This window comes from Pseudomonas sp. GOM6, from assembly GCF_029537485.1.
GTDB lineage: Bacteria > Pseudomonadota > Gammaproteobacteria > Pseudomonadales > Pseudomonadaceae > Aquipseudomonas.
This window is the reverse complement of sequence record NZ_JARPUS010000026.1, coordinates 14,070-31,320: the sequence shown is the minus strand read 5'-3', so window position 1 is coordinate 31,320 and position 17,251 is coordinate 14,070. Positions and strand designations below refer to the sequence as shown.

Here is a 17,251-nt window from a genome sequence, read left to right as displayed (position 1 = left end):
GTCACCGCGGATGCCGAAAATGATGCCGTCACCGTCAGCTTCAACACCAACAGTGATCACTACATCCTGAGCAATGGCCAGGTTGTACTGACCCAGGCTGGCGTGGATGTCATCAATGCCGGCGGCACGCTCGACACCATCGACCTGCGCGTCACCCAGAACAACGATGCCACCAAGACCGGCACCGGCAGCGACACGCCCGTTGTCACCGCCGTCGATGACGCACCTAATATCATTGATGCCAGCGTTAATCTTGCCGAAAACGTCGCTGCCGGCACTCTGGTCTTCAACGTCAACGACAGTTTTACCAACAGTGACCTAGACCGTGATGACGACGCCATCACCTACAGCATCACCGGGGGCAACGACTCAGGCATTTTCACCATCGATGAGACTACCGGAGTGATCAGCATCGCTGCCGGCCAAACTCTAGATTTTGAAACCGCCAGCCGCCATGTACTTACTGTCACCGCGAACGACGGCACCCTGTCCGATACCGCGGCTATCACTGTCAACGTCAACGACCTCGATGAAAACACCCCGCCAGTCGCTCAGAACGACAGTTACACCAGCATCCAAGGTTTGTTCGCCGAGTACTTTGGCTATAACGATGGCTCCGATGGCGCCAATCTGACCAACCTGAGCCTAGTACGTAGCTTCATTGACGGGCGCACAGCGGATGCGACCTTCAATGCCACCGTGCTGAACTATGGTCCACTAAATCCTGCCAACAACCTGGGATTTGGCACGAATCTGCAGAGCTTTATTGGGGCTAATGTGGGCGAGACAGGCGCTAATGCCAACTCGCTTTCGGCTGACCCTGGCAACTCCTCTGACGCCATTATCAAGATGAGTGGCTATATCCAGATGGCTGCCGGGCAGTACCAATTCCGCGTCACCGCAGACGATGGCTATAGCATCCGCATTAATGGTGTGGTGGTGGCTGAGTTCAACGATATTCAGTCAACCAATACCAATGAAGGGGTGGTCTTTACGATCGGTGCCGATCAGGCCGGCCCACAGCAGGTCGAAATCATTTACTGGGATCAGGGGGGGCAGGCACGCCTACAGGTGGAGCTAAGTCAGAATGGTGCCCCTTACACTCTAGTCGGAGGCAGTGCGCTGACCCATGTTGCAGAGGACTCCCCCTTCGTCGTGGAAGGTGGTGACAGTCTGCTCATCGAGCCCTCGATCCTGTTGGGCAATGACAGTGATCCAGACAGCGATCCGCTGCTCGTGGAGAGTGTGCAAGACGCCGTGAATGGCACCGTTTCGCTGAACGGCAGTGGTCAGGTAGTTTTCACCCCGGCAGACGGTTTTTATGGCGACGCTAGCTTCACCTACACCATCAGTGATGGCCAGGGCGGCACTGACACTGCCACTGTTACCCTGAAGGTCACAAAACCGGATGGCATTGTGCAGGTCGGTGGCGGAGGTAGCCAGGACAATGGCGATAACACCGTCAATGGTGGCGCTGGTGACGATGTACTGTTGGGCGATGTAGGCGGCACCCTGACCAGCACACAACCTGGCAGCGACTACAACATCGCGCTTGTCGTGGATATGTCTGGCAGTATGAATTCGTCCCGAGTAAGCCTAGTGAAGGCATCCCTGCAGAATCTGGCCAATCAGCTGAAGGATCACGATGGCGTGATCAATATCAGCTTGGTCCGTTTCTCCGACGGTGCCACGATCAATGCGGATATCGATGACCTGAGCGACGCCAATGTCAACACCCTGCTCACGGCCATTACCAACCTTGGCGCAAGCGGCCAGACCAACTACGAGGCTGCCTTCAATACGACTGTTAACTGGTTTAACGGTCAGGCAGCCGATGGCAAAGGAATCAACGATGGTTACGAGAACCTGACGTTCTTCCTGACCGATGGCGACCCGACCCGCTACCTGAACAACAGCGGCAGTAGCACTGACACCGGTGGCAGTTATGCAGTCCTGAGCGAGTCTATCGCGGCTTTTGCCCCGCTGAGCGGCATGAGCACCGTACACGCCATTGGGGTTGGCACGGGCGTAAACGAGACCTACCTACGCTTCTTTGATAACACCACGCTGAGTGGCCAAGGTGCAGTAGGTTTTAGCGCTACAACTCTCTTCAACTTCAATAACAATAGCGGTGGAAATAGCCCGAGCAACTGGACAGACAGGACCGACTCGGTCTCCCGGGATAATAATGAGCTGCGAATCCAAGACAATGAAAGTGGCTCTGCTGGCGCGACCAGCCCCACCTTCACACTGAACGCGAGCCAGGCTGATGACGGCTTTGGCTTCGAGTTTAGAACTGAGAACTTTACCGAGGGCGATACCTTCACCTGGGCCCTGCAAAAGCAGTCGGGCTCCACCTGGGCAAACGTTACAAATGCCACAGGCACATTCACCAGCGCTCAGACGAATGATTTAAACGTATACACCGCTGCTGCGGGCGCTGGGACCTACCGCTTTGTCTTCACGGTAACCGACAACTCGTCAACTGTGGGTAACACAACCGTCTACATCGACAATATCGTCCGCTATGACAACCTGGCCTCCGGCCCAGTCGGTACTGTCGACATTGTCACCACCACAGACCAGTTGAATGCAGCCCTGCAAGGCGGCGCTACGGCGCTTGAGTTGGTTCCTGTAGGAGACGACATCATTAACGGAGGGGCAGGTCAGGACATCATCTTCGGCGACGTGATCAATACCGACACGCTGCCTTGGGATATTAACGGCAACCCGAGCAAACCGAGCGACCTCCCCGACGGTTCGGGCCTAAGTGCACTCAAAGAGTTCCTTGAGCTGAAAAACGGCATTGCGCCAAGCGACCAGGATCTCTATGACTATGTTCGCAACAACCATGACCTGTTCAACGTGGCAGGCGATAGCCGCGGCGGCAACGACACGCTAAATGGCGGCAAGGGCGATGACATCCTCTACGGCCAAGGCGGCAAGGACATCCTCATCGGCGGCGAAGGAGACGACATCCTCTACGGCGGCGCAGGTAGCGATACCTTCGTGTGGCAGGCCGGCCATACCGGCAAAGACACAATCAAGGACTTCACCCTGAGCGGCACAGATCGCGACACCCTTGACCTGCGTGATCTGCTGCAGGGCGAAAATGACGGCAATATCGGTGACTATCTGCGTGTGGTGACCAACGGTAGCTCGACTGTTCTGGAGGTCAGCAGCCAAGGCGAGTTTGCCCATGGCGCAGCAGCAGATGTCACTATCACCCTGGAAAACACCACTCTGCCGGCTGCCGACTTCGGCACCACGTCGTCGCAGATGATCAACTCGCTGATCGCCGGCGGTGACAACGCCATCGTCAAGGTTGACCACTGATGACAAAGGCTCCCGCTGCCGCCAGGCAGCGGGTAGGCTTGAACGACGTCAACGGCCGAGGACTAGCCATGCTGTATGTAAAACGCGACGCCTGGGGCAACCTGGAGAGAGTGGAACCAGCGCCATTCGCTGAAATGGATGGCGAACTGGTAGCAGACAGCCAGGAAGCCCAAGCCTGGTTTGCCAATCAGACCGTCGAGAGCAGCCTTCTGCAACTCAAGCAGAGCGACCTGGACATGATCCGGGTGCTGGAAGACTTGATCACCGCGCTCATGCAAAAGGGCGTACTGCGCATTACCGACCTGCCGGAAGCGGCACAGGCAAAGCTGGTAGGCCGTAGCAGAGCACGTGACGCCCTGGGGGGTGCCCATAGCCTAATCAACGACGACGAAGACTCCGGGCTGATCTAACAAACTGCCAGGGATACTAAGACAGAGCAGCCCCGGCAGACCTGAGCCGGCGCCGTCAATGCAGCGAACTTGGCTCGCCGAACAAGCGACCCTGCACACCGGCAATCCCCATCGACCGTAATACCTGCCACTCCCCCTCGGTTTCCACACGCTCGGCGAACAGTGGTAGATCGATGCTGTGGGCTGCACGCTGCATGGCCTCGATGAACAGGCGCTTGTCGTCTTCCTGATCGATGCTGCGGATGTGGTTGCCATCGACTTTGATATGGCTGAGGCCAAGCTTGGCCAGGTTACCGATCATGCTGAAGCGCCCACCAAAGTGCTGCAGCGCCAAGCCGAAGCCCAGCGTGCGCAGGCGCTGGGCCAGGGCCTGTAGCTCGTCCTGCTCGGGCAACTGATCTTCGTCCAGCTCGATAATCAACCGTGCCCCCAACTGGCTGTGCTGGCGCAGCTTGTCGTAGAAAGCAGCCAGCGCCTGCGGGTCACGCAACGTACTGCCAGACAGGCTCAGCGCCAGCGTATCTTGACTCTTGAGTAGGTGAGCTAGAGCCTGATCAAGCATGCTGAGGTCGAGGCGCGCCGCCCAGCCGAAGCGCTCCAACCACGGCAGAAAACGCCCAGCCGGCAGCAGAATGCCCTGCTCATCATGCAGACGCGCCAACACCTTGCGGTGCAACACCCGCGCCGGCTGATCAGCGTCAACCACCGGTTGCGCATATAGCTGCACTCGGCCCAAGGTCAGGGCCTCATCCAACAAGCGATACCAGGACTGGCGTTCGGCGGCGACGGGTTGCGCCACATCACTTATTTCGTGGCAGGCCCAGTTTTGCCCGTTCTGGCAGGCCGCGCGGGCCAGGGCCTCATCTGCAGCCTGGTAAACCGTTGCTTGCTCGTCACCTGGCGCGAAAGCGGTCATGCCGATATGCGCTACCGGCAGGCTGTCGGTAACGCCCGTCTGCTGCAGGCTGCTCAGCGCCTGATCGAGCGTCTCGGCCAGTTGCTCGGCCTCATCACGCTGCAGACCGACGACCATCAAGGCGAACTCGCCACCTCGGTTGCGTGCCAGCACGAAGCGCCCTTGGCTGAGTTGCTGCAACTGCTCGGCCACAGCCTTGAGCAGCTGATCGGTACGCTGGCCGCCGATACGCTGGTTGAGCCCAGCCAGGTCATTGATGCGCAGCAGCAGCAGAAAGCCGCTGCTGGCGTTCTCACCGACCAGGCGAGCCTGCAGCTGCAAATCGAAGTAGCGACGGTTGGCCAGGCCCGTGAGGCTGTCTTCATAGGCATCGGCACGAAGCTTCTCGCTGCGCGAGGCCTCCTCGGCGAACAGCGCCTTGAGCTTCTCCACCATCTGATTCATGGCGCTGACCACACGACGAAATTCCGGGGTTTTGGGTAGCGCCGGCAGGCTAAGGAACTCGCGACGAGCAATGGCGTTGGACTGTTCTACCAGGTATTCCAGTGGACGCAGCTGACGCTTGAGGAACAGCACGCCCAGACAGACGCAGAGCAGACTACTCAGCATCAGCCACACGAGCGTGCCCAGCGTGCTCTGCCAGAGCCTGCCCACGGCGAACAATGGATGGCTGATCACCTCGACACGGGCGGCCTGACGCCAGCCATCGCTGACGATGGCATCACCGCTGGCTGGGGCCAGATCGACCAGGCGCGCGAACCACTCCGGCGCCGTCACACTGACCGGCGCACCATTGCGCTCCACCAGCACCTCGCCACTTTCGGCATTCAGGACACGGATGCTCTGGAAGTAGCCGCTATCGAAGATCGAGCTGACCATCAGTTCCATCATCGGCACGTCGTCCGCATACGGGCTCAGCGACAAACCCAACGCCGTGGCAGCATCCTGAGCATGGGCGCGAAGCTGATTGACCTGCTGCTCACGCGAGCCCTCCACGCTGACCAGAAAACTGCCGGCGAAATTCACCAGCATCAGCACGCAGATGGCGATGAACAGCTGTTTGAACAATGACATTAACCACTCCCTCGGCCGAAATCAGGGAAAGCCCTCGGCCCGCATTTTCTGCAAAAGATCCTGCCAGCGTGATAAACGCTTGGCATCGCCGACCTGCTTGCCTCCGCCGGCTCCGGGTAGCCACAAACCTTCGGCATTGAAGGCATAGACCGGTACCAGGTCATTCCGACGGTTAGCCGGTTCGATGGCATCGATCAGGTTATCCAGCACCAGCGGAATCGCCGTGGGCTGGGGGTAATAGGTCAGCACCATGTGCGCCTGGTTCTGCCGCAGTGCCTTGACGTAGGTAATGCGCAGCTTCTCGCTGGGCACGCCAAGCTGACGCAGGCTGAAGTACTTGGCGATGGCGAAGTCCTCGCAATCTCCGGCGCCACGGGCCAGCGCTTCGACCGGGGTAGCCCAATAGTCATTGACCCGCCACAGCGCGATGTCATCACGAAAGCGCAGACGCAGGTTGAAGAACTGATTGACCGCCTTGAGCTGCTCGTACTCGGACCGCCCTGACTGCCCGTCAAGGAGTTGCTGCCATTCGTTGATGCGCCACAGGCCCTCTCCCAGAGGCCCGTAAAGCCTTTCGGCCCTCGAACTAATCAGGCGAAAGTCCCAGCTTGCTTGCAACAAACCGGCAACAGCCATGCATGCCAGCAGCACAACCAGGTTTGCAGGTTTGTTTAAACAAGACTGAAGGGGCGCCAGACCACGGATCGGCAACTTCGGAACATCCATACCGATAAACGGCCGCCATGTTGAGCGGCAACTGCCCTAAACACAATCCTTCACATACTCAGCAGGCTCTTGCGCTCAAGCACCGTTCGTATATGCAGTCGCCCTCATGTCACACAGGAGCACCACTCTCAAGGCAGGTGCACAGGCGGCAGCGACTAAGAGCCACTCCGGCTCAGAGAAGAGCAGCCGCCTAACGAGAAATGCTCCACCCGCGCAGCTGACGGTTGTCCGGTGAGGAGCGCTGCCTGTCCTTCCGCTCCCAGCTGCGCTCATGGCGCCGGTCGTGCGAATACTCACGCCCGCTATTGAGCTTCCAGGATTGCTGACGAGGCGGCTGACCGGGATGCTGCCAGCCCTGATTACGCGGCGGGTGAGCATAGCGTGGCGCCTGCTGGCGGTGACGCTCGTAGCGGCCCTGCGGGTCGTGCCACTGGTAACGGCCGTCGTAACCGGGCGCGTAATGCGAGTGACGACGATCCTCGTAGCGGTCCCGATGCCAGCGGTAGCTACGCTCATCGCCGTAGGAATAGACACGAGGCGGTGGATAGCTTTCGTAATAACGCACGCTGTAGCCAGGACGACCGTAGTCGTAGCCGCCACCGTAAACGGCGCAACCACTCAGGCTCAGAAGCAACGCGACAAAAACAGGTGCTATACGGGACATGACGGCCTCCTTCGACCGCTGGGAAGGCGCTAACGACGGTCAGCACCAGGACTGCTCCCCCCATTTCGACCACCATACAGCCCGCGGGGTGCTGCGCTCGCCCACGGTAAAAGTTGTATCCGGGCATTACGCAGACAGGATCACCATACAGGGCAGCCAGCGGCGCAACAAACACTGCGAGATGTCGAGTCAGACCTCCTTGGCACAGTATTCGCTTACTCGCAGCCGAGGATTGCCAACCCCGCGGGGCGCAGCCATCGCATCCACTAACGCAATGGTCGGCTAGGGTTCCGGTTCGCTTCGTGCGGATGTCTGGTCCGAGAGCCGGCAACCTTGTACGAGGTCACACGGCGGGACAAAAGCCCGGGAGAATGCGCAGCACGGCTGCCACAATCCTGCCCCCGTAAATTGACCCGAGGTAGCCATGCTTTCCCGCCTGCTGTGTTGCACCCTGTTGTCGCTCGCTCTGCTAACCCCCTCGCCCGCCACCGCCCAGGATCGTCCGTTCAAGGTCTGCTGGTCGGTCTACGCCGGTTGGATGCTGTGGGGCGACCTGGCCAAACAGGGCATCATCGACAAGTGGGCGAAGCAGTACGGCATCGAGATCCAGGTGCAGGAAGTGCCGGACTATGTCGGGTCCATCGAGCAGTACAGCGCCGGCCAGTTCGACGCCTGCGCCATGACCAACATGGACGCACTGACCATCCCCGCCGCCGCGGGCGTGGACTCCACTGCGCTGATCATCGGCGACTTCTCTGCCGGTGCCGATGGCATCCTGGTTCGCGGCAGCAACAAGGACCTGAAAGACCTCAAGGGCAAGACCGTGCTGCTGGTGGAGAACTCGGTGTCCCATTACCTGCTCAGCCGCGCCCTGGAATGGGCGCGCCTGCAACCCGGCGATGTGACCATTGAGAACGTCTCCGACGCCGATCTGGCCGAAGCCTGGCGCAGCGGTCGCGGCGATGCCGTGGTGACCTGGAACCCGATCCTGTCCGACCTGCAGCAGGACGGCGACAGTGTGCTGGTGTTCAGCTCACGTCACATTCCAGGCGAAATTCTCGACCTGCTGGTGATCAACAGCCAGACCCTGACCCAGCACCCCGAGCTGGGCCGCGCTCTGACCGGTGCATGGTTCGAGGGCATGCGCCTGATGGGCCTGCCCAACGCCGCCGGCCAGGCAGCACGCGCCCGTATGGCCAGTGCGGCCCAGACCACTGCGGAAGATTTCGACAACCAGCTGCGCACCATCCGCTCCTTCTACTCGGCACGCGCCGCGGTCACCTTCTATCAGAATGGCAAGCTGGCAGACACCATGGAGCGAGTCGCTCGCTTCGCCGACAGCCAACAGCTGCTGGGCGCGGAACATGGGATGCGCGCACTGGGTATTGCGTTCGGCGATGATCAGGTATTGGGCAATGCTTCGCGCATCATGCTGCGTTTCAACCCCACCTACATGCGCCTGGCCGCCGACAGACAGCTCTGAGATAGCACCAACAACGCCCACAGCGCCCCACAAAGGGGCGCAGCTGCCACCCCCCAACCGCTACTCGGGTCCGCCGAGCCCCTTGCTACGGGGCTCGGCGCAGCTGGCACGATGTTCGCTATAGACCTCACATGCAGGAGCTCCCCACATGGGGGCGCGGCACGACAATTCGCAATGGCCGACTAGGGTTCCGGCTCGCCACAGGCGAGTGACTGGTCCGAGAGTTGGCGACCTCGTTCGGGGTTACACGGCGGGACAAAAGCCCGGGAGATGAGCGCCAACTCAGGTTGAGCCGCACAGCTCCTGCCCGTATTCCCAGAACTGGAGGTTCACCCATGCGCAAGCCCCTGCTCTCCTCGCTGTTCGCCGCCAGCCTCGCTGCCGCACTCGCCCTTCCCGTCCATGCCGAGAAAAAGGATCAGTTCGACGTCTGCTGGACCATCTATGCCGGCTGGATGCCCTGGGAGTACGGCGCCGCCCAGGGCATCGTCGACAAGTGGGCAGACAAGTACGGGATCGAGATCAAGGTCACTCAGCTCAACGACTACGTCGAATCGATCAACCAGTACACCGCCGGCCAGTTCGACGGCTGCACCATGACCAACATGGACGCCCTTACCATTCCCGCTGCCGGCGGCGTGGACAGCACCGCGCTGATCGTCGGCGATTTCTCCAACGGCAACGACGGTGTGGTCATCAAGGGTGAGAAGAAGACCCTGGGCGACCTCAAGGGCATGGAGGTCAATCTGGTCGAACTGTCCGTCTCCCACTACCTGTTGGCCCGAGGCCTGGAGCGCGCCGGTCTGGCCGAGAAGGACCTGAAAGTGGTCAACACCTCGGACGCCGACCTGGTAGCCGCCTTCGCCACCGACGACGTGCAAGCCGTGGCCACCTGGAACCCGCTGCTGGCCGAGATCGCGGCCACACCGAAGGTGACCAAAGTATTCGACTCCAGCCAGATCCCCGGCGAAATCATCGATCTGATGGTGGTCAACAGCGACACCCTCAAAGACAACCCCGAACTGGGCAAGGCGCTGACCGGCGCCTGGTACGAAATCATGGCCACCATGAGTGCCGACTCCGCCGAAGGCATCGCCGCGCGCGAGCACATGGCCAAGGCCTCCGGCACTGATCTGGCCGGCTACGAAGCACAGCTGGCCGCCACCAAGATGTTCTACAGCGCCAAGGATGCCGTGGCCTTCGTCAACAGCCCGAAACTGCCGGCGACCATGACTAAGGTGGCCGAGTTCTCCTTCAGCCACGGCCTGCTCGGCGAGGGCGCGCAGAGCGCCGACGCCATCGGCATGGCCTTCGCCAAGGGCGTGACCACGGGCGACAAGGGCAACCTCAAGCTGCGCTTCGACCCGAGCTATATGGAAATGGCGGCCGAAGGAAAACTCTGACCGCTGCGTAGGGTGGAAAACGGCTGCAAGCCTTTTCCACCTCTGCGGCCCGCTTGGTGGGAAATCGCTCCGCGAGTCTCCCACCCTACGCCCTACGAGAGTTCCGTATGCGCCTGATCAACCGACACCCGGACCGCGGCGGCCGCCTGCTGCTGATCCTGTTGCCCTTCGCCCTACTGCTGTTCGCCTACTTCGCAGGCTCCACGGCACGTCTGGCGGACAACCCCAACGACAAGCTGCTGCCCAGCGCCGCACAGATGGCCAACGCCATCGACCGTCTGGCCTTCAGTGAGGACAAGCGCAGCGGCACCTACCTGTTCTGGCGCGACACCGGCTCCAGCCTGGCACGCCTGGGGATGGGCATCGGCATCGCCGCACTGGTCGGCCTGTGCCTGGGCATCGCCGCGGGCACCTTGCCACTGTTCAGCGCTCCGCTGTCACCGCTGCTCACTGTGCTGTCGATGGTGCCGCCGCTGGCGATCCTGCCGATCCTGTTTATCGTCTTCGGCTTGGGCGAGCTGTCCAAGGTGATGCTGATCGTGATCGGCATCACCCCGGTGCTGGCCCGCGATCTGGAGCAGCGCGCCCGCGAGATTCCGCAGGAACTGCTGATCAAGGCACAAACCCTCGGCGCCAGCACCTGGACGCTGATCCTGCGCGTGGTGCTGCCGCAACTGCTGCCGCGCCTGCTGATCGCCCTGCGCCTGGTGCTGGGCTCGGCCTGGCTGTTCCTGATCGCCGCCGAGGCCATCGCCAGCACTGATGGCCTCGGCTACCGCATCTTCCTCGTCCGTCGCTACATGGCGATGGACGTGATCCTGCCCTACGTGGTGTGGATCACCCTGCTCGCCTGGCTGATGGACCTGGGCCTGCGCCAGCTCACCCGCCTGTGCTTCCCCTGGTATGAAGGAGCCAAGGCATGAGCTTCATCCAAGTCAACAACGTGTGGCAGCAGTACGGTGACCAGGTCGTACTGGAACGCCTCAACCTGATCGTCCGCCAAGGTGAGTTCTGCACCCTGGTCGGCGCCTCGGGCTGTGGCAAGTCCACCTTCCTGCGCCTGCTGTTGGGCCAGGAGCGGCCGAGCAAGGGCGAAATCCTGCTGGCCGGCCAACCGCTGGCCGCCGAACCGGATGCCAGCCGTGGCGTGGTGTTCCAGCGTTACTCGGTGTTCCCCCACCTGAGCGTGCTGGACAACGTTGCCATCGGCCTGGAGCTGCCGCGCTCGCCCCTGTTCGGCCGCCTGTTCGGCAGCGCCAAGCGCGAGGCGCGTGCCCAGGCCGAAGTGATCCTGCGCAAGGTCGGCCTCGGCCATGCCCTGGACAAATATCCCAGCCAGCTCTCCGGCGGCATGCAGCAACGCCTGGCCATTGCCCAGGCGCTGATCATGAAGCCGCGCGTGCTGCTGCTCGATGAGCCCTTCGGCGCGCTGGACCCAGGCATCCGCAAGGACATGCACGCCCTGCTGCTGGAGCTGTGGAACGAAACCAAGCTGACCGTGTTTATGGTCACGCATGATCTGAGCGAGGGCTTCAGCCTCGGCACCCGCCTGCTGGTGTTCGACAAGACCCGCATCGACCCGCACGCGCCGAACGCCTTCGGTGCGCGCATCACCTACGACATTCCGCTCAACAGCGAACGCCGCGCCCAGCTGCCGGCCCAACTCGCCGAGCGCCTGCAACCCGACACCCAAGGAGCCTGAGCATGACGGCCTCTCTCGCCCTGCGCCCCACGCTGTACGAAGAACTCGTTCCCGGCGGCGGCCATACCTCGTTCGTCCTCAAGCGCGGCCAGTTGCTGCGCATCACCGACCTCGAAGGCGGCGCCAATGTCAGCCTGCTGCTGCTCAACGCCATGGAAAAGAGCGAGCGTCTCAACCTGCCCGACACCCTCAAGTGCCAGCACACCGCCAAGCTCACCGTGGGCCATTGCCTGTACTCGGATATGGGCCGCGTGCTCGCCGCCATCACCGCCGACACCTGCGGCTGGCACGACAGCTTTGGCGGCGTGCTGAATGCCACTGAGACCGCCGAGAAATATGGCCAAGGCCGTTATCAGGAGCTGCGCAACGGTTTCTTCCGCAACGGCGTGGACAACCTGCTGGTGGAAATGGGCAAGTGGAACCTGGGGCTAGCCGACCTGCTGATGAACCTCAACCTGTTCAGCAAGGTGACGGTCGACAGTGACGGCTGCTTCCACTTCCAGCCGAACAACTCCAAGGCCGGCGACTACATCGAGCTGTACGCGCCGATGGACACCCTGGTGGTGCTCACCGCCCTGCAGCACCCGATGGACCCCAACCCGCAGTACGCACCCAGGCCGGTGCAGCTGTCCTGGCACAGGGTCGATAGCGACGGCATCAGCGTGCTGTGTCGCACCTCGCGCCCGGAGAACGGCCGCGGCTTCCACAACACCGAGAGGCTTTATCTGGCATGAAGGATTCATCCCTGAATCCTTCATGCGACGCCATTCGCGGCGCATGTCCGCGAATGGCTCCCGCCGAATCGCAAGCGATTCGCGGGCAGCACATCCTGTACTGCCGAGTGGCCAAGGCCACCCCACGGAGTCGCCCATGAGTCTGATCGAAAGTAACCTGCATCCCGAAGCCGCCGTATTCCGCCACGTGATCCCGGCCGGCGAGCCCTACCTGTTCGAGGTCAAAGCCGGGCAGACCGTTCGCCTGCTCGACCTGGAAGGCAACCAGGCCGTTGACACGCTGTTTTTCAGCGCGAGGAACCCGCGCGAGCGCTACGACCCGCAGCGCACCCTGCGCAAGCAGAACCGCGTGTACCTGACCACCGGCACGGTGCTCTACTCCAACCTCGGCAACCCACTGCTGACCATCAGCGCCGACACCTGCGGCCGCCACGACACCCTCGGCGGCGCCTGCGCCCAGGAGAGCAACACCGTGCGCTACGCGCTGGACAAGCGCTACATGCACAGCTGCCGCGACAACTTCCTGCGCGGCGCCCTGCACGATGGCCGCCTGGAGAAGCGCGACCTCGGCGCCAACATCAACTTCTTCATGAACGTGCCGGTCACCCCCGATGGCGGCCTGACCTTCGCGGACGGCATCTCCGCGCCGGGTAAATATGTGGAGCTGCGCGCCGAAACCGACGTGATCGTGCTGATTTCCAACTGCCCGCAGCTGAACAACCCGTGCAACGGCTGGAACCCGACGCCGGCCGAGGTGCTGGTATGGGACTGAATCGTAGCCCGGATGAAATCCGGGGAGCCGGCAATGTCGCACCCCGGATTGCATCCGGGCTACGCCGCTGGTTGTTCCACCTCTGCCAGAGCCGCTCGGGGCAATGCCTAAGCGTCTCCTCCCCTCTCCTTCCGGGAGAGGGGCCAGGGGTGAGGGAAACCAAGCCGCAGTAGTTGACCGCCCCTCACCCCAACCCTCTCCCAGCGGGAGAGGGAGACAAGCATTTCCACCCCGGACGACCGTGGTGCAGACCCAATAGCGGCGGGACGGCCCGCCAACCCTTTCGAGGGCCAGCACATGTTCGACAAACTCCTGATCGCCAACCGCGGCGCCATTGCCTGCCGCATACTGCGCACCCTGCGCCAGCTCGACGTCAAAGGCGTGGCCGTATACTCCGAGGCCGACGCCGCCAGCCTGCATATCCAGCAGGCCGACGAAGCCTTCAGCCTCGGCGAAGGCCCCGCGGCCGGCACCTATCTGGTGGTCGACAAGATCCTCGCCGTCGCCAAGCAGACCGGCGCTAAGGCCATCCACCCCGGCTACGGCTTCCTCTCCGAAAACGCCGCCTTCGCCGAGGCCTGCGAAGCCGCCGGCATCGCCTTCGTCGGCCCGACGCCGGAGCAGCTGCGCGTGTTCGGCCTCAAACACACCGCCAGGGCGCTCGCGAAAGAGCATGGCGTGCCGATGCTGGAAGGCACCGAATTGCTGGAAAACCTCGACGCTGCCCTCAAGGCCGGCGAGCAAGTCGGCTACCCGGTAATGCTGAAAAGCACCGCCGGCGGTGGCGGCATCGGCATGCGCGTGTGCCACTCGGCCGCCGAGCTTTCCGACGCCTTCGAGGCGGTCAAGCGCCTGGGGCAGAACAACTTCAGCGACAGCGGCGTATTTATCGAGAAATACATCCAGCGCGCACGCCACCTGGAAGTGCAGGTATTTGGCGACGGTGCTGGCGACGTGCTGGCTCTGGGCGTGCGCGACTGCTCGGTGCAGCGCCGTAACCAGAAGGTGCTGGAAGAAACCCCGGCACCGAACCTGCCGGCCGGCATGGCCGAGGAACTGTGTGCGGCGGCGATCAAGCTGGCCAAGGCCGTGAATTACCGCAGCGCCGGCACCGTGGAGTTCGTCTACGACAGCGAGGCCAAGCGTTTCTATTTCCTCGAAGTGAACACCCGCCTGCAGGTCGAACACGGCGTCACCGAACAGGTGTGGGGCGTCGACCTGGTGCGCTGGATGATCGAACTGGCAGCCGGCGATCTGGCCCCGCTCAGCGAACTGGGCAAAGGTCTGAAAGCCAGCGGCCATGCCATCCAGGCGCGTCTATATGCCGAAGACCCGGGCCGCGACTTCCAGCCCAGCCCCGGCCTGCTGACCGCCGTGCAGTTCCCGGTGGCCGACGGCAAGAGCCTGCGCATCGACACCTGGGTCGAGTCCGGCTGCGAGATCCCGCCCTACTTCGACCCGATGATCGCCAAGGTCATCACCTGGCAACCGACCCGCGAAGCGGCCAGCGCCGCACTCGGCCAGGCCCTGGCCGACACCCTGCTGTACGGCGTGGAAACCAACAGCCAATACCTGCGGCAGATCCTGGCCGACGCGCCCTTCGCCAGCGGCGAGCCCTGGACTCGCTGCCTGGAAGGTCTGGTCTACCAGGCCAACACCTTCGAAGTGCTCTCCGCCGGCACCCAGACCACGGTGCAGGACTTCCCCGGTCGCCTCGGCTACTGGGCGGTCGGCGTACCGCCATCGGGGCCGATGGACGACCGCGCGCTGCGCCTGGGCAACCGCCTGCTGGGCAACGACGAAGGTGCCGCCGGCCTGGAAATCACCATGAGCGGCCCGCTGCTGCGCTTCAACACCGATGCAGTGGTGGCGGTGACCGGTGCTGCGATTCCGCTGAGCGTGGATGGCAGCGAGCAGCCGATGAATACCGCCCTGCTGATCAAGGCCGGTAGCACCCTGAGCCTCGGCACTATCTCCGGCTCAGGCGCACGCGCCTATCTCACCTTGCGCGGCGGCCTGCAGGTACCCGAGTACCTGGGCAGCAAAAGCACCTTCACCCTCGGTCAATTCGGCGGCCACGGCGGCCGCGCCCTGCGTGCCGGAGACGTGCTGCACCTTCTGCCTCTTGCCCAACATGACAGCGGCGCGCAGTTGCCGGCGGCACTGTGCACCGCCCTGCCTGCCGTGCGTGAAATCCGCGTGATCTACGGTCCACATGGCGCGCCGGAATATTTCACCCCGGCCTATATCGACACCTTCCTCGCCACCGACTGGGAAGTGCACTTCAACTCCAGCCGCACCGGCGTGCGTCTGATCGGCCCGAAACCCGAGTGGGTGCGCGACAGCGGCGGCGAAGCCGGCCTGCACCCGTCGAATATCCACGACAACCCCTATGCGATCGGCGCGGTGGACTTCACCGGCGATATGCCGGTGATTCTGGGACCCGATGGCCCAAGCCTGGGCGGTTTCGTCTGCCCGGTGACCATCATCGAAGCGGACCTCTGGCAGCTGGGGCAACTCAAGGCCGGTGACAAGGTTCGGTTTATCCCGGTGGATATCGCCACGGCGCGGCAGTTGGCAAAAGCCAGGAAACAGGAATGCGCATCTCTGTGTGGGAGCGACTTCAGTCGCGAACAAAACCTGGCAGGCAACACCACTGAGCTGCTCGATGCGCCGCAATCGCGGCTGAAGCCGCTCCTACAGAGCCCTATCGCTCTGGACATCGGCGCAGCCGACAAGCGCCTGGTTGCCCGCCTTTCCGGCGACACCCACCTGCTGCTGGAAATCGGCGCGCCGGAGCTGGACCTGGTCCTGCGTTTCCGCGGCCATGCTCTGATGCAGGCGCTGGAGGCCAAAAACCTCGACGGCGTGATCGACCTGACCCCGGGCATACGCTCGCTGCAGGTGCACTACCAGCCGGAGACCCTGTCGCTGCAGCGCCTGCTCGATACGGTCGCCGGTCTGTGGGACGAAGTGTGCAACGCGCGCGACCTCAAGGTGCCCTCGCGCATCGTGCATCTACCGCTGTCCTGGGATGACCCGGCCTGCCAGCTGGCCATCGACAAGTACATGACCACGGTGCGCAAGGACGCCCCCTGGTGTCCGAGCAACCTGGAATTTATTCGCCGCATCAACGATCTGCCGAATCTCGATGAGGTCTACAAGACCGTGTTCGATGCCAGCTATCTGGTGATGGGCCTCGGTGACGTCTACCTCGGCGCGCCGGTGGCCACGCCGCTGGACCCGCGCCATCGCCTGGTGACTACCAAGTACAACCCGGCGCGCACCTGGACCGCCGAGAACTCGGTGGGCATCGGCGGCGCCTACATGTGCGTGTACGGCATGGAAGGCCCCGGCGGCTACCAGTTCGTCGGCCGCACCCTGCAGATGTGGAACCGCTACCGCGAGGTCGAAGCCTTCGACGGCAAGCCCTGGCTGCTGCGCTTCTTCGACCAGATCCGCTTCTATCCGGTATCAGCCGAGGAGCTATTGCAGATCCGCCGCGACTTCCCCCTGGGCCGCTTTGATCTGCGCATCGAGGACAGCGAACTGGCCCTGGCCAACTACCAAGACTTCCTTGTCAAAGAGGCCGAGGGCATCGACGCCTTCCGCAACCAGCAGCGCGCCGCCTTCGACGCCGAGCGCCAACGCTGGATCGATTCGGGCCAGGCGCATTTCGAAGTGGAAGAAACCGCCGCCGAGCTGGGCGATGATGCCCCGCTCGGCGCTGGCCAACACGGCATCGACAGCCATATCGCCGGCAACCTCTGGCAGGTGCAGGTGGAAGAAGGGGCGACCGTGCAGGCCGGCGATGTGCTGGTAATCCTCGAATCGATGAAGATGGAAATCCCCCTGCTCGCCCCGGTCGCCGGAACGGTGCGCGAAGTACGGGTGCAACCTGGCTCGCCGGTCCGCGCCGGGCAACGGGTGGTGGTATTGGAAGAAGCCTGATACCTGGGGCACGCTGTCGCGCACAACGGGTGCGCGACAGCGTCCGCTCGTGACGGCGACGCCCCGCCGCGCTAGCATTG

The 17,251-nt window shown here is 62.6% G+C and carries 12 protein-coding genes and 2 riboswitches; of the genes, 9 read left to right on the top strand and 3 right to left on the bottom strand.

Annotated elements, in window-relative coordinates:
* Both P7A97_RS20150 and P7A97_RS20145 read left to right on the top strand, forming a co-directional pair.
* Positions 1-3,336: cadherin-like domain-containing protein (locus tag P7A97_RS20150; RefSeq protein WP_277692256.1), on the top strand; the 3,336-nt coding region annotated here is incomplete at its 5' end.
* 68 nt (positions 3,337-3,404) lie between these two features.
* Positions 3,405-3,746 carry a tryptophan synthase subunit beta gene (locus P7A97_RS20145; protein ID WP_277692255.1) on the top strand — a complete coding sequence of 114 codons (342 nt, stop codon included), beginning with the start codon at positions 3,405-3,407 and terminating at the stop codon, positions 3,744-3,746.
* 55 nt (positions 3,747-3,801) lie between these two features.
* On the opposite strand, the gene lapD is transcribed toward P7A97_RS20145, so the two are convergent.
* The 3 genes from lapD to P7A97_RS20130 all read right to left on the bottom strand — a co-directional run bounded on the left by lapD (position 3,802) and on the right by P7A97_RS20130 (position 7,126).
* Positions 3,802-5,736, bottom strand: coding sequence for a cyclic di-GMP receptor LapD (gene lapD / locus P7A97_RS20140; RefSeq protein ID WP_277692254.1), 1,935 nt, complete (start codon positions 5,734-5,736; stop codon positions 3,802-3,804).
* A gap of 21 nt (positions 5,737-5,757) precedes the next feature.
* Complete coding sequence (gene lapG, locus P7A97_RS20135; RefSeq protein WP_347177307.1) at positions 5,758-6,393, bottom strand: cysteine protease LapG; 636 nt, start codon at positions 6,391-6,393, stop codon at positions 5,758-5,760.
* A gap of 259 nt (positions 6,394-6,652) precedes the next feature.
* On the bottom strand, positions 6,653-7,126 hold the full coding sequence (locus P7A97_RS20130) for a hypothetical protein (protein ID WP_277692252.1): 474 nt from the start codon (positions 7,124-7,126) through the stop codon (positions 6,653-6,655).
* Positions 7,127-7,397: 271 nt separating this feature from the next.
* Positions 7,398-7,498, top strand: a riboswitch (guanidine-I (ykkC/yxkD leader).
* Between the two features lie 52 nt (positions 7,499-7,550).
* Between P7A97_RS20130 and P7A97_RS20125 the strand changes: the two genes are divergently transcribed.
* The 7 genes from P7A97_RS20125 to uca all read left to right on the top strand — a co-directional run bounded on the left by P7A97_RS20125 (position 7,551) and on the right by uca (position 17,171).
* Positions 7,551-8,609 (top strand): putative urea ABC transporter substrate-binding protein, encoded by a 1,059-nt coding sequence (locus P7A97_RS20125; protein WP_277692251.1) that lies wholly within the window; start codon positions 7,551-7,553, stop codon positions 8,607-8,609.
* Positions 8,610-8,780: 171 nt separating this feature from the next.
* A riboswitch (guanidine-I (ykkC/yxkD leader) is annotated at positions 8,781-8,881 on the top strand.
* 63 nt (positions 8,882-8,944) lie between these two features.
* Positions 8,945-10,012: a putative urea ABC transporter substrate-binding protein gene (locus P7A97_RS20120; RefSeq protein ID WP_277692250.1), complete on the top strand. Its 1,068-nt coding sequence runs from the start codon at positions 8,945-8,947 to the stop codon at positions 10,010-10,012.
* Between the two features lie 107 nt (positions 10,013-10,119).
* Positions 10,120-10,935, top strand: coding sequence for an ABC transporter permease (locus tag P7A97_RS20115; protein WP_277692249.1), 816 nt, complete (start codon positions 10,120-10,122; stop codon positions 10,933-10,935).
* The gene (locus P7A97_RS20110; protein ID WP_277692248.1) at positions 10,932-11,714 is read left to right on the top strand and encodes an ABC transporter ATP-binding protein; all 783 of its coding nucleotides are present in this window, start codon (positions 10,932-10,934) and stop codon (positions 11,712-11,714) included. Before P7A97_RS20115 ends, P7A97_RS20110 begins: the two co-directional genes overlap by 4 nt.
* A gap of 2 nt (positions 11,715-11,716) precedes the next feature.
* Complete coding sequence (locus P7A97_RS20105; protein WP_277692247.1) at positions 11,717-12,448, top strand: urea amidolyase associated protein UAAP1; 732 nt, start codon at positions 11,717-11,719, stop codon at positions 12,446-12,448.
* A 136-nt stretch (positions 12,449-12,584) separates the two neighbouring features.
* Positions 12,585-13,220 carry an urea amidolyase associated protein UAAP2 gene (locus tag P7A97_RS20100; protein WP_277692246.1) on the top strand — a complete coding sequence of 212 codons (636 nt, stop codon included), beginning with the start codon at positions 12,585-12,587 and terminating at the stop codon, positions 13,218-13,220.
* A gap of 297 nt (positions 13,221-13,517) precedes the next feature.
* Positions 13,518-17,171: an urea carboxylase gene (gene uca / locus P7A97_RS20095; RefSeq protein ID WP_277692244.1), complete on the top strand. Its 3,654-nt coding sequence runs from the start codon at positions 13,518-13,520 to the stop codon at positions 17,169-17,171.
* Positions 17,172-17,251 lie beyond the last annotated feature (80 nt).

Bases quoted from the DNA above. Each gene is read 5' to 3' on its own strand.
- P7A97_RS20125 (WP_277692251.1), top strand. From the start codon at position 7,551: ATGCTTTCCCGCCTGCTGTGTTGCACCCTGTTGTCGCTCGCTCTGCTA.
- P7A97_RS20115 (WP_277692249.1), top strand. From the start codon at position 10,120: ATGCGCCTGATCAACCGACACCCGGACCGCGGCGGCCGCCTGCTGCTG.
- P7A97_RS20110 (WP_277692248.1), top strand. From the start codon at position 10,932: ATGAGCTTCATCCAAGTCAACAACGTGTGGCAGCAGTACGGTGACCAG.
- uca (WP_277692244.1), top strand. From the start codon at position 13,518: ATGTTCGACAAACTCCTGATCGCCAACCGCGGCGCCATTGCCTGCCGC.
- lapD (WP_277692254.1), bottom strand. From the start codon at position 5,736: ATGTCATTGTTCAAACAGCTGTTCATCGCCATCTGCGTGCTGATGCTG.
- P7A97_RS20145 (WP_277692255.1), top strand. From the start codon at position 3,405: ATGCTGTATGTAAAACGCGACGCCTGGGGCAACCTGGAGAGAGTGGAA.
- P7A97_RS20105 (WP_277692247.1), top strand. From the start codon at position 11,717: ATGACGGCCTCTCTCGCCCTGCGCCCCACGCTGTACGAAGAACTCGTT.
- P7A97_RS20100 (WP_277692246.1), top strand. From the start codon at position 12,585: ATGAGTCTGATCGAAAGTAACCTGCATCCCGAAGCCGCCGTATTCCGC.
- P7A97_RS20120 (WP_277692250.1), top strand. From the start codon at position 8,945: ATGCGCAAGCCCCTGCTCTCCTCGCTGTTCGCCGCCAGCCTCGCTGCC.
- P7A97_RS20130 (WP_277692252.1), bottom strand. From the start codon at position 7,126: ATGTCCCGTATAGCACCTGTTTTTGTCGCGTTGCTTCTGAGCCTGAGT.